The 11824-nt window shown below is 62.8% G+C and carries 12 protein-coding genes; all 12 read right to left on the bottom strand.

All coding sequences use genetic code 11. The features are described 5' to 3' along the window. A complete protein-coding gene (locus tag NKJ80_RS16755; RefSeq protein WP_023712217.1) occupies positions 1 to 417 on the bottom strand; it encodes a c-type cytochrome in 417 nt (138 codons plus the stop codon). Beyond that, complete coding sequence (locus NKJ80_RS16750) at positions 398 to 1276, bottom strand: cytochrome c oxidase assembly protein (RefSeq protein ID WP_352497972.1); 879 nt, start codon at positions 1274 to 1276, stop codon at positions 398 to 400. The genes NKJ80_RS16755 and NKJ80_RS16750 overlap by 20 nt, the downstream gene beginning before the upstream one ends. Further along, positions 1273 to 1614, bottom strand: coding sequence for a hypothetical protein (locus tag NKJ80_RS16745; protein WP_023681115.1), 342 nt, complete (start codon positions 1612 to 1614; stop codon positions 1273 to 1275). Before NKJ80_RS16745 ends, NKJ80_RS16750 begins: the two co-directional genes overlap by 4 nt. Next, positions 1614 to 2219 carry a cytochrome c oxidase subunit 3 gene (locus NKJ80_RS16740; protein WP_023681116.1) on the bottom strand — a complete coding sequence of 202 codons (606 nt, stop codon included), beginning with the start codon at positions 2217 to 2219 and terminating at the stop codon, positions 1614 to 1616. The genes NKJ80_RS16745 and NKJ80_RS16740 overlap by 1 nt, the downstream gene beginning before the upstream one ends. Next, positions 2216 to 4192: a cytochrome c oxidase subunit I gene (ctaD, locus tag NKJ80_RS16735; RefSeq protein WP_352497971.1), complete on the bottom strand. Its 1977-nt coding sequence runs from the start codon at positions 4190 to 4192 to the stop codon at positions 2216 to 2218. Before ctaD ends, NKJ80_RS16740 begins: the two co-directional genes overlap by 4 nt. Continuing rightward, complete coding sequence (gene coxB / locus NKJ80_RS16730) at positions 4189 to 5202, bottom strand: cytochrome c oxidase subunit II (RefSeq protein WP_352497970.1); 1014 nt, start codon at positions 5200 to 5202, stop codon at positions 4189 to 4191. Before coxB ends, ctaD begins: the two co-directional genes overlap by 4 nt. Then, a complete protein-coding gene (locus NKJ80_RS16725) occupies positions 5199 to 5732 on the bottom strand; it encodes a c-type cytochrome (protein ID WP_023681119.1) in 534 nt (177 codons plus the stop codon). Before NKJ80_RS16725 ends, coxB begins: the two co-directional genes overlap by 4 nt. Next, positions 5729 to 6598, bottom strand: a complete 870-nt coding sequence (locus tag NKJ80_RS16720; RefSeq protein WP_502896525.1) for a substrate-binding domain-containing protein — start codon at positions 6596 to 6598, stop codon at positions 5729 to 5731. Before NKJ80_RS16720 ends, NKJ80_RS16725 begins: the two co-directional genes overlap by 4 nt. Then, the gene (locus NKJ80_RS16715) at positions 6579 to 8456 is read right to left on the bottom strand and encodes a methanol/ethanol family PQQ-dependent dehydrogenase (protein WP_352497968.1); all 1878 of its coding nucleotides are present in this window, start codon (positions 8454 to 8456) and stop codon (positions 6579 to 6581) included. The genes NKJ80_RS16720 and NKJ80_RS16715 overlap by 20 nt, the downstream gene beginning before the upstream one ends. Beyond that, positions 8453 to 9235, bottom strand: coding sequence for a heme-binding protein (locus tag NKJ80_RS16710; RefSeq protein ID WP_023826387.1), 783 nt, complete (start codon positions 9233 to 9235; stop codon positions 8453 to 8455). The genes NKJ80_RS16715 and NKJ80_RS16710 overlap by 4 nt, the downstream gene beginning before the upstream one ends. Before the next feature lie 273 nt (positions 9236 to 9508). Next, positions 9509 to 10558, bottom strand: a complete 1050-nt coding sequence (locus NKJ80_RS16705; RefSeq protein ID WP_023681123.1) for a chemotaxis protein CheB — start codon at positions 10556 to 10558, stop codon at positions 9509 to 9511. Between the two features lie 141 nt (positions 10559 to 10699). Continuing rightward, positions 10700 to 11668 (bottom strand): manganese catalase family protein, encoded by a 969-nt coding sequence (locus tag NKJ80_RS16700; RefSeq protein WP_023681124.1) that lies wholly within the window; start codon positions 11666 to 11668, stop codon positions 10700 to 10702. Between the last annotated feature and the right edge of the window lie 156 nt (positions 11669 to 11824).

Below are 11824 nucleotides of genomic sequence, written 5' to 3'. Positions count from 1 at the left end.
TTACCTCAACGCATAGAGATAAGCGGCGATGTCCCGCGCCTGTTGTTCGGTGATCCTCGTAGACGGCATGGCCGTGTGCGGATTGACTTCTCTCGCCGAGCGTATCCAGCGGATCATGTTCTCCGGATTGTTTGCCAGCAGTCCACCGATAAAGACCCTGTCGGCAAGGCCACCGTCCAGGCGGGGTCCGACCTGGCCTTGCGCACCCGGCACGCCGGGTATCGTATGGCAGCCGGAGCAGCCATTCGCCGTCATGATTGGAATGGCGCGAGCGCCTACGCCCCCGGTCGCCGCATCCGACTCGTGCCGGACACGGTCGCGCCGGTCGGACCACAAAGTCGCCGCTGCGACAGCCGCGGTCAGCAGCAGGATTGCGGCAAGGGCGCCCCCGATCAGCCTACCCAGGTCTGAGCGCATGTGTTGCCTCCCTGGTTGCGCTGCTGCTTATCCAGAGGCCGGCGAGCAGCAGGGCGGCGCCGCCATAGATCAAGCCGGCCGGAACCCACATTACCAATCCGGCGAGCTGCTGGTCCTCGATCGCGGTCATTCCCCACAATGCCGCGCCGGCGCCATTCTCCGGATACCAGAGTTTGGGCGACATCAGCAGCAGGACACCGAGCAGGCCGGTATGAAGCGAGGTGAAGAAAAGATGCATGACGGAGTTGCCAGAGGTCTGCTGTCGACCGGGGCGCGGTAGGAGCGCCCACCAGAACAGCAAGGCTGTGCCGAGGAAGCTCGCATGCTGGGCATAATGAAGAAAGCCCTGCTGGAGCGCTGCCTGGAACAACGCCGGAATGTGCCAGATCCAGATGGCGACGCCGTGAATGATCGTCGCGTTGAGGGGGCGGATCACCAGGGCCCAAACCGATTGCAGCGTCTTTGCGCGCGTGAGCTTGCCCGTTCCGCGGCGAAGTGAGGCCGGCAAGGACCAGAGCAGGACCGCCCCTGGGCAAGCGGCGACAAGGAGGGGCGCCGCGACCGCCATCAGCAGTTCATGCTCGATCATATGGGCGGCAAACACCCGCTCGCCGAGCGCATGGATGGGGCTGACCAGTGCTGCCGTCAGCACGCCCCAACCGGCGGCGAACAACAACGCCTGCCGCATCCGCTCGGGACGGCCTCGGCTGCTGCGGCGCCACAACCGAGTCGCTCCGATGGCATAAAGGAAGGCAATGGCGGCCAGCGGAAACGTGATGGGAAATGCGAGCGTCCATCCGGCCTCGGGCGCGCCGGTGCCGTAGCAGATCGAGGTCGAGAAGAACGCGTCGAAGCTCATCGCAGGCACTCGTCGAGAATGAGAGCTGCGCTGCCTTGCATGATGATGACGAGGGCAAACAGCAATGCCGCAAGCATGCCGAGATCGGCGACGAACTGCTCGGTGCTGCGCGTGCGCTCAGGCTTGAAGGCGGCGCCGCCCTGCCGCTTCGCCCGCCATGACAAGGCACCGCCGAGCAGCGAAAGCACGGCGAGCACCAGTGCCACGGGAAGCACCACCGGCACCTGGCGGTTGCACTGCCATGGTACGAGTGCGTAGTTCAGCTGCGTCGAGATTGCCCAAGCCATCGGCCCCGACAGAAGACCACCCCAGGACGTTCCCATTTTCAACGCACGCATCAGCCTAGCCTCGGCATCCAGTAGATGAGCAGATAGATCGGGATCCAGGTCAGCACCACGAAATCCCAATAGAAGACATTGTCGCCGACATCGCCGAAGCGCCGGCCGCTATAGCCATGGCGTGTGAACATCAGCACCGTCAAAACGATGGTGTCGCCGACATCGGTGATCAGGTGTGTGGTATGCAGCCCGAGCAGCACCCAGAGCATCGAACCATAGGCGTTCGTGTCCCAGTAGATGTTCAGCGCCGGGAATTCGAACCAGCGCACGACAAGCGGGGCCAGACCGAGCAGCGACATCACCACCAGCCCGATCCGCACCGGCACGATCGCGCATTGCTTGGCATGGCCGTGGAGGATGTGATTCGGCACCACGCTGATGATGAACAGGATGGTGACGATCGTTCCGGGCCAATGGTTGGGGTGCGGGGCGCTTAGACGCCAGTTGGGCCACAAAGTGGCGAGATAGAGATAAGCGCCGGCGGCCAACGCAAAGCCCATGCCTTCCAGCGCCATGAAGCCGAGCGTTCCCCACCAGGTCGGGCTGCGCGGACCATGTCCAAAGGTTGGGAGGTCCGAAAGATCCAAGCTGGGACGCTCACTCATCCCTCATCCTCCGGGTCGTCCTTGGGCCAGAACCAGCCGATCAAGGTGATGGCGATGGGCGCGGCGCCCCAGACGATCGCCCAGGGCGTGAAGATCGAATAGACAAACGTACCGCCGACAGCGATTGCTGCCAGCAGCGGCCAGATCGACGGTGTCGCCGATTTCTCGCGAATGTCGGGGTGGGCTTCCGCCACGGTTGAGATCAACAGCTCACGGACATCGACGCGGAGTCCGGTCGCCACAGGCAGCGCCTCCCGTTCGGCCCAGAGCGGCTCGACGTGTGTGACAATCGGTATCCGCGCGAAATTATAGCTTGGCGGCGGCGAAGACGTCGCCCATTCGAGCGTACCGGCATCCCAGGGATTGTTTCCGGCCAGCGCGCCCTTCAACGTGCCGTGTACAAGATTGAAAGTGAACAGTACGAAGCTGAGGAAAAAGAGCACCGCGCCGGCGCTGATGAACAGGTTGATGTTGCCCCAGCCAAGCTCGGCCGGATAGGTGTAGACCCTGCGTGGCATGCCCCAGAGCCCGACGAGATGCATTGGGAAAAAAGCCGCGTTGAAGCCGATGAAAGCCAGCCAGAAATGCCAGCGCCCGAGACGCTCGCTCATCATGCGGCCGCTGATCTTGGGGAACCAGAAGTAGGCCGCGCCCAGCAGCGGGAAGACCGAACCGCCGATCAGCACGTAATGGAAATGGGCGACGACGAAATAGGTGTCGTGCACCTGGAGGTCCAGCGGCACCGAAGCGAGCATGACGCCGGTGAGGCCGCCGATGACGAAGATGAAAAAGAAGCCGAACACGAACAGCAGCGGCGTGCGGATCACCGGCCTGCCGTCCCACAAGGTCGCCAGCCAGCAGAAGATCTGAACGCCATTGGGGATGGCGATCAGCATGCTCGACGCGGTGAAGAAGCTGGCGCCGAGCTTGGGTAGTCCCGTCGCGAACATGTGATGGACCCAGAGGCCGAACGAAAGGAAGCCGACGGCGATCAGCGACAGGACCAGCCCGAGATGCCCGAACACGGGACGCCGGGCGAAGACCGGGATGATCGCGGAGACCATGCCCGTCGCCGGCAGGAAGATGATGTAGACCTCGGGATGGCCAAAGAACCAGAACAGATGCTGGAAGAGCAGTGCGTCGCCGCCCTCGGCCGGGTTGAAGATATGTGTGCCAACCAGCCGGTCGAGGATCAGGAAGGTCGAGGTGATCATCACCGCGGGCATGGCGAAGACGACGACGAAGGAGGTAACCAGCATTGCCCAGACGTAGAGCGGAATCCTGTCCAGCGACATGCCGGGGGCTCGCTGCTTGAACACGGTGACGATGGTTGCCACCGCGACGGCCAGTGAGGATACTTCTGTATAAGTGATCATCTGGGCCCAGACGTCGGCCCGCTTGCCTGGCGCGAATTCGGGGCCTGACAGCGGCACATAAGCAAACCAGCCGACGTCGGGCGCCATGTTGAGCGCGAAAGACACCCAGGCGAATATGCCGCCCGAAACATAGATCCAGTAGCTGAACGCGTTCAGGCGGGGAAAGGCGATGTTGCGGCTGCCGACCATCAGCGGGACGAGATAGATGCCTGTCGCCTGCACGATGGGCACGGCGAACAGGAACATCATGGTCACACCATGCATCGTGAACAGCTGGTTGTAGAGGTCCGGGCCGATCAGACCGCGCTGCGGCCCTGAGAGCTGGATGCGCATGGCGACGGCGTTGAGCCCGCCCAGGCACAGAAACACGAAGGCGGTGATCAGATAGCGCCGTGCGACGACCTTGTGGTCGACGCTCGACAGCGCGCCGATGATGCCGGGGGGCGTTCGCCATGTCCGCGCCAGCCAGCGATCCAGGCTGGCATCGTCCATGCCGGTGTCGCGCGGTCCGTCATGCTCGGGTGCGACGTCGCCCGTGGTAGAGGTTTCACGCTCCGGCGGCAGGTCGCGTTCGCTTGTGAGGTCCGCGCTGCTCATTTAAGCGCCTCGAGGTAGGCGACCATGGCGTTGAGTTCGTCGCCGCTGAGCTCCACCACCGGCATGTGGGATCCGGGCTTGATGCCCTGCGGGTCGGCTATCCAGGCGGCGAGATTGCCGCGGGTCATCGTCAATGTCCCGGCGGCAAGGGTCTGCCGGCTGGCTATATGGGTGAGGTCGGGGGCGACCGTACCTCCGGCAGGCGTGCCGCCTATTCTGTGACACATCACGCAAGGGCGCTTCAGAAACAGATCCTGGCCGGCCTTGGCCTCGTCCCCTGTCGGAGTAGCGGCCGGCTGCAACTGGTCGTTCCACCAGGCGTCGAACTTCGCACGCGGCTCGGCGATGATGAAGGTGCCCATGTTTGCGTGCTGCGCCCCGCAGAACTCGGCGCATTGACCTCGGTAAACACCAGGCTTGTCTGCCTTGAGGTCGAGCACATTCATGTGGCCGGGAATGAGGTCGAGCTTGCCCGAAAGGCTCGGGATCCAGAAGGAATGGATGACGTCGGTCGAGGTCAGAAGAAGCCGCACCGGCTCCCCGGCGGGGATATGGATCTCGTTCGCCGTGGTCAGGATGCGGCTTGGCGTGGCATCCTCATAGCGCACCTCCCACCACCATTGATGGCCGGTGACCCGAATGGTCAGTGCGGCATCCGAGCCGATCGCGGCGAGCGTCCTGTTGGCGAAGAAGCTCAGCAAGGTCAGTCCGATCAGGACAATGGCGGTCAATCCGACGGCGGTCATCACCGCGCGCAGCTTCCGGTCGTCGGCGCCGGCCTCGATCGCGAGCGGCTCCGCCTGCGCGCGCGACCGCATCATCAAGGGCACGACGAGGGCGATCATCACCAGCACCCACACCACGGCGCAGAGCGCAGTGAAGAACCAGATCAGCCATGCCAGTTCGCTCGCCGCGGGACCTTTCGGGTCGAGGGCGGATTGCCAGCCCGCGCATCCCTGGAGCAACAGAGCCCCGGCGGTGGCGAACGCCATCGAGACGAGACGTTTCACGGCGACTTCCCCAGCGTGGCCGCGTCGGGCATGCGGTTTTCCGAAGGATGCGCCATCATGTCGTCATTGCGTTGCGGTGCGGCGGAAGACGGCGCGTTGCCGCTCAGCGAGCGCACGAAAGCCGCGAGCTCCCAGATCTGGTCGTCGGGAATCTTGTCGCGGAAGCTCGGCATGCCGTTTGGCCGACCGTCGCGGATCGTGGCATGGATGCTTTCGATCGAGCTGCCATAGAGCCACTTTTGGTCCATCAGGGCCGGCCCCATGCCGCCGCCGCCATTGGCGTGGCATCCCGAACAGTTGAACCAGCCGAAAAGCCGTTTCCCTTCGCTCATGTGGAAGGCGTTGGCCTCGAAGCTCGCCGCCTTGTTGTCGCTGGCGGGGGGCCGCTGTCCGCCGGGCTCCAGCGTGGTCACAGGCGTCGGCTGCTCGCCCGATCCGAGCGCCGATTGCGGGCGCGTGTCACGTTCCTCGCGCTGGCAGGCAGCGAGCGCCAGGACTGGAAACAGGAGCATGGCCACCGCGGCTCTCATCGCACCGGGCTCCCCGAGGGATCGAGGCGGGGCACGCCATACTGTGACAGCAAGGCATCTATCTCGCCCTTGTGCCTGGACAGGGCGCCATTGACATCGCCGCGCAGCGCATCGTCTTCGCGGCGGACGCCCATCGAGATGTCGTAGATCATCGGCAGTTGCGGTCCGTCGATGCGGGGCGCAACCGGCGTGATGCGGAGCGGCACCTTCTGCCTTGCGGCGAAGTAGCCGGCGAGGGGGCCCCAGACCACGGCAAGGTCGATCTCGCCACTCGCCACCGCTTCGACGATGCGCGCCGGCGGGTTGGGGGCGGAATAATCGCCATACACGGGATAGCCAACGAGGTGCCCGACGATACCGCGGCGGCCAAGCGCCTGGACCGGAGGCGAATTGGCGCCATCGTCACCGATGAGCTGAACACCGATCCGCATGTCGCGCAGCCGCGGATCATTGAACGATGTTACGTCGGGGCCGTCCCTGCGCGTGACGAAGACATAGGACGATCGGTAGTAGGGCGTGGTGGTGCGCAGCATTTCGAGGTTGCTCGGCGTGCCCGGCACGAGATCGCACAGGCGCGCCTTCAGCGTGTTGCGGATGAAGCCGCGACGCTGCGCCCACCAGGTATAGGTCAGCTTGGCGCCGAGATCGGACGCAACGATTTCGGCGATCCTGTTCTCGAAGCCCTGACCGGCCGCGTTGGAGAACGGCATGTTGTTCGGATCGGCGCAGACCCTCAACTCACGTGCGTCGGCTGTGGCCGTCAAGAACACGAAGGCGATGGCGGCCATGCCGATCGCCAGTCGTTGACACCCCTTTCGCGCCGGACCTACGGTCAAGTACAATTCATCAAGGCAGCCGGAACACATAAAGCGTGCCTCCCGAGGTTGTCGCGTTCTTCAGATCCTTCATGGCATTGACGAAACCGAGCGCGGCGGTGGCGTCACGCGGGTCAAGATCGCCCGATACAATGGCGCCGGCCCAGCCGCCGACGCCTGAGAGGATGGCGACATATTGGTGCCCGTCGGGACCGCGATAGGTGATGGGCTGGCCGATGATCCCGGACGAGGTCTTGAACTGCCAAAGCAGGTCTCCGGTCTTGGCGCTAACCGCCTTGAACCAGCCTTCCATCGTGCCATAGAAGACAACGTCGCCGGCGGTCACTACCGCGCCGCTCCACACCGGGAAATTCTCCTTGAGGCTCCAGGCCGGTTTCTCCCCGGCGATGTCCCAGGCGGTGAAGGCGCCGCGATTACCGCCAGGCCCTGGTATCATGCGGACGTTCATGCCCACATAGGGCGTGCCGGCGATGTAGTTCACCTCGACGCCTTCTTCATCCATGCACAGATTGTTGTGCGGGATGTAGAGCAGGCCGGTCTTCGGCGAGAACGCGGAAGGCTGCCAGTCCTTGAGGCCAGACGCCGTCGGACAGATATCGCGAACGACCTTGCCGGTGCCGGTCTTCTTGTCCGGATTTACGATCAGCCGACCGGTTTTCAGGTCCACACCTTTGCTGGAGTTTACGGGACCAAAGGGTTTTGCCGACAGCACCTCGCCGGTTGTCCGGTCGAGGATGTAGAGATAGCCGTTGCGCTCCGGCCGGATCAGCACCTTGCGCGGCTTGCCCTGCCAGGTCATGTCGAGCAGGATCTGCTCGTTGATGCCGTCATAGTCGTGGAGGTCGTGCGGGCTCCACTGATAGAACCATTTCGCCGCGCCGGTGTCTGGATCGCGCGCGAAAATGCCAGACGTCCACTTGTTGTCGCCCGGCCGCAAATCCGGATTCCATGGTCCGGGATTGCCGGTGCCGTGGAAGATCAGGTTCAGATCGGGATCATAGGAAATCCAGCCCCACATGTTGCCGCCGCCGATCTTCCAGGCTTCCGGCGGCCATGTCGTGACGCCAAGATCCTTGCCTTTGTCCATGTCGTAGTGCGGCTTGAAGTCCGGTCCGATCAGCACGTCCTTGTCCGGCCCGGTGCTATAGGCGATCCAGACGACATGACCGTCGCCGGCGTCGAGCGCCTTTACCCAGCCGCGAACGCCCATCTCGCCGCCGGAATTGCCGACCAGCACTTTGCCCTTCACCACAAGCGGCGCCATGGTGATGGTCTCGCCGATGTTGATGTTGCCGACATGAGTGTTCCAGATCGGCTTGCCCGTGTTCGCATCAAGGGCAATCGTGTGGCCGTCCAGCGTATTGAAAAAAATGCGCCCGTCGGCGAATGCCACTCCTCGGTTGACGACGTCGCAGCAGGCCACCCCCTGTGCTGCCGGCTCCGGATTGGGTTCGTACTTCCACTTCATCGGGGCGCCGGGCTTGGAGAGATCGAGCGCATAGACGAAGTTGGGAAAGGGCGTCACGATATACATGGTGTTGCCGACGACCAGCGGCGCTGCTTCCTGGCCCTTGTTCACGCCTGTCGAGAACGTGAACGCGACCTGCAGGTTCTTGACGTTGCCTTCATTGATCTCGGAGAGTTCGCTGAAGCGCGTCGACGCGTAGTTCTTGGCCGGCATCGTCCATTGGCCGTCATCGGGTGGCGAAGCTGCGCCTGGCGGTACGATCGCTGGTGTTTTAGGAGGCTCGGACGCAGCGCCCAGAAGCAGCAGGCAGGCGAGCAGCGTCACCAGAAGGATAGCGCCAAAGGAATTCCCGGCTGCCAATTTGCGGGTACGTCGTTCTACGTCAACGCGCGTTAATGCCAACTGCGGCATAGCTTTCATTTATTGATCGAGCCTCCCACGCCGGCGCCGAGTTCGGCGGCGATGTCGGCCTCCGTTCCGGCACAAAGCGGATGGCCCCAGCCCGAAGCGCTTTTGCCGCCGGGGTCCAGATCGTAGACAATGGCATCCTTGCGATTTGGATTGACGCCTGCCGGGACCTTGTCGAAGCCGAGCGCCGCGCGGATACGCCAGGCGACATTGTGATCGGCGCATGAGGAATCGCCTGAAACGCCGAGGCCGCCGACAATGCTCTTGCCGTCGTAGAGGGCAAGCCCGCCGCCAAACACCACGACGCCTCCGATGGGCTTGCCGACGAGCGGGTCGCCGGCGCTTCCGAACGTTTTGGGATCGCCCGTATAGGCCGCGGCCTGGTTGACGGGATTGGTCTCCTGCAGGCCAAATAGCGGCCCGCCCGGCTGCACCCCCGCATAGAGATTGGCCGTAGAGAGGGCCATCTGAGCCAGGCTGAGACCGTTGGCCGTGTTGGCTTTCTCCGCTGCTATGAGCCGACTTCCCGGCCATTGCGAGTCGGGGGTGGGGCCGCTGAACGCAATCGCGCAGACAGTGCCGTCACGGGCAACGATGGCTGCCCATTCGTTGGTTTCAAAGCCGCCATTGGCTGGTCCGCCGCTTGCCTTCACGTTGGCTTTGAGGGCTGCAAGCAGCTTGTCGTGATCGGCCGGACAGGGCTCCTGCGCCATGGCATCATGCCCGTGGAACAGGCCACCCATCAGCAACAGCAGGCCAAAAAGAGGTACGAAAAGCTGCGAGCGATACATTGTCCTGGCATTCGTTTACAAAAAAAGGACCACCCAGGCAGACCGCAGAATGCGAGGATACGTCCAATGGGTCAGTGCCTAACTCGCGTAATGCTTCTATGTTCCTGCTTTGCATAAAATTCGTGCAGTTGGATTTGGGTGCAGGTGTTCAATCAAAGCATGGGACCTGGATACCCGTGGCCACAGGCCAAGCGGTGAGGCAACGCGGCTGATCCAGGAAAATGCGATCGGGATGGCGCAGACGCACCCGCCCTGACAAACGCTGTTGCCTTGTCACGGCGTTCGACGATGGATGATCTCTTCAATAAGTTTCGCGTCGGCTTCGTACTCCGCGGCCCGCGCAGCCATTTGGCTGGCCAGGCTGTGTCTTTCCCGCGCGGCTTCGCGTTTTGCCGTACGTTTCGCCAACTCAGCCCGCTGCTGGTGCGCTCTTAAAAGGCTCCAAAGAGCCTGTTCCGCATCGTCAGCCTGGGCCTGCATTAAAACGTCCGCTCCGAACGCATGTCCGGTGTGGCAGCGGTAACGGGTAATCGGCCCGTCTTCGATCTCCCATAGGGGGCCATGACATTCGGGGCAGACAAATGTCGAGGGGGCGCCAAGCTGGCCTTCGGTCAATTCCATTGTGCTGTGCTCCTGAGCTGCAATCGCTGCCTCAAGGCGGATGCCGGACGGGATTTCTGGTGTCGGCCCTGCGATTTCGGAAGCAAGCCTGTGCAACAGGCCAGCCATTTCGGACAGAGGGACGCAATGGTCGATTTCCACATTCTGCAAGGCGCTCAGCGGCATATCGGGTACTGCGGCGTCGCCGGGGTCCTGGACTACGCTGACGCCTCCGCACATCTTGATTGCGTGCAGGCCGGCGGTGCCGTCGGAGAGGCTGCCTGTGAGCACGACGCCGATCACGCTGCCGCCAAAGCTGCAGGCCGCCGATCGAAACAGGGGGTCGATGGCGGGGCGCGCCAGGTTCTCGCGCGGCCCGCGCCGCAGCAGCATATGATCGTCATGTAACAGAAGGTGAGCTCCGGGCGGTGCAACGAAGATGTGCCCGTTTTTAACCTTCATGCCGTTGGAGGCATTTGCAACGGGCATGTTGGCAGCGCGACCGAGAATGTCGCCGAGGTAACTCGTGGGACCAACGTGCTGTACGACGAGGAGAGCCGCCGGGATGTCCGGCGAAAGATCGCGGACAAGTCTCTTCAGCGCGTCGACGCCGCCGGCCGATGCTCCGATTGTCACGATGCACCGGTTCTCGCAACCGTCGGGACGGACCTTATCCGGCTGGCCCGCACGCTCCGAATCTGATCGTGGTGCGGCGGTGGCCATGGTTGCTTCACCCACATTCAGCACAGATGTCGATGCGAGCGCTCCGGCCAGTCCGTTGCTGGTCGGATGCCCTGCCTTCGTCGGTGTTAGCTTCCGGCCGCATCGCGGAACATAGATGCCCGCAATGATGTCGGCTCTGTGCTAACGCCTACGTGCGCGTTTGACGGCAGCCTCTGCCACGGCCGGGGCCTCCTGAATGCTTGCCGCGCCGCCGAAATCGGCGTTCTTGGTACGGCCAGCTCCCGGGCCCGCTCCTAGATCAGCGCCTGTCGTCGGATCGGAAGCCGGATCGGAAAGCGTACGGTCGGCCATCCTGGCCACCACCTTCATGTCTTTGGCCCCCAGCTTGACAGTTGCCAGGCCGTCTCCGCCGTCGACGGGCATCACCTCTTCAAGGTCATCGATCCGATCCCACTCTTCGCCGGAATTCCATGGGCCAGCGACATCGCCGTCGCCTTGAGAGGTGTTGACATACATGCTGGCGTACTTCTCTACGCCTGGGAGCTTGCCGGAAGGGAAATTGTTTTCGATCGCGTAGAGTGCTTTCTCAAACGACTTCTGGTGCGCGATCTCGCGGGTCATCAGGAAGCCGAGCGCGTCCTTGATTCCCGGGTCGTCGGTGATGTTGATGAGGCGTTCGTAAACGATCTTGGCGCGAGCTTCGGCGGCGATATTCGATCGCAAATCCACCGTAGGTTCACCGCGCGAATCGACATAGGCCGCGGTCCAGGGAACGCCGGCTGAGTCGCACAGCGCGGGAGCGCCGCCGAACAGAATTGATTCCTTGGCTGTTGTGCCGCTGGCGCCGATCATCAGGTAAAGGTCCGCTTCCTTCATTTGGCCCTCGGCCAGCTGTGCCTTAAGCCCCTTGTTGAGCATGGTGACGATTGATCCCACCACTTCGAGATGGCTGAGTTCTTCGGTCGCAATATCGAGCAACATGTCACGACGGCCAAGATCGTCCTCGCCAAGCCCTTGCGTGAAATAGCGCATGGCCGCTGCAAGCTCGCCATCGGCGCCGCCGAACTGTTCCATGATCATGCAGGCCAGGCGAGGATTCGGCTCCGAGACGCGAACGGTGTATTGCAGGCGCTTGTTGTGCATGAACATGGACATCTCTCCGGTTAGATCATCCGAACATCCCGGCAAGTTGATTGTTCCATCCGGCCATCGGCCAGCGAGCATTTTTACGGTAACTTCAGTGTTGAGCATCGCAGGGAGCCAGAGGCGGCATTTATTTCTCGCTGGGATTCTCCGACTGGCGAC

This window comes from Mesorhizobium sp. M0030, assembly GCF_040323695.1.
GTDB lineage: Bacteria > Pseudomonadota > Alphaproteobacteria > Rhizobiales > Rhizobiaceae > Mesorhizobium.
Note: the sequence above shows the minus strand (reverse complement) of the source record. Positions and strands in the feature narration are given on the sequence as shown.

Coding starts and splice junctions, on each gene's coding strand:
- NKJ80_RS16755 (WP_023712217.1), bottom strand. CDS start 417: ATGCGCTCAGACCTGGGTAGGCTGATCGGGGGCGCCCTTGCCGCAATC.
- NKJ80_RS16750 (WP_352497972.1), bottom strand. CDS start 1,276: ATGAGCTTCGACGCGTTCTTCTCGACCTCGATCTGCTACGGCACCGGC.
- NKJ80_RS16745 (WP_023681115.1), bottom strand. CDS start 1,614: ATGCGTGCGTTGAAAATGGGAACGTCCTGGGGTGGTCTTCTGTCGGGG.
- NKJ80_RS16740 (WP_023681116.1), bottom strand. CDS start 2,219: ATGAGTGAGCGTCCCAGCTTGGATCTTTCGGACCTCCCAACCTTTGGA.
- ctaD (WP_352497971.1), bottom strand. CDS start 4,192: ATGAGCAGCGCGGACCTCACAAGCGAACGCGACCTGCCGCCGGAGCGT.
- NKJ80_RS16725 (WP_023681119.1), bottom strand. CDS start 5,732: ATGAGAGCCGCGGTGGCCATGCTCCTGTTTCCAGTCCTGGCGCTCGCT.
- NKJ80_RS16720 (WP_502896525.1), bottom strand. CDS start 6,598: ATGTGTTCCGGCTGCCTTGATGAATTGTACTTGACCGTAGGTCCGGCG.
- NKJ80_RS16715 (WP_352497968.1), bottom strand. CDS start 8,456: ATGAAAGCTATGCCGCAGTTGGCATTAACGCGCGTTGACGTAGAACGA.
- NKJ80_RS16710 (WP_023826387.1), bottom strand. CDS start 9,235: ATGTATCGCTCGCAGCTTTTCGTACCTCTTTTTGGCCTGCTGTTGCTG.
- NKJ80_RS16705 (WP_023681123.1), bottom strand. CDS start 10,558: ATGGCCACCGCCGCACCACGATCAGATTCGGAGCGTGCGGGCCAGCCG.
- NKJ80_RS16700 (WP_023681124.1), bottom strand. CDS start 11,668: ATGTTCATGCACAACAAGCGCCTGCAATACACCGTTCGCGTCTCGGAG.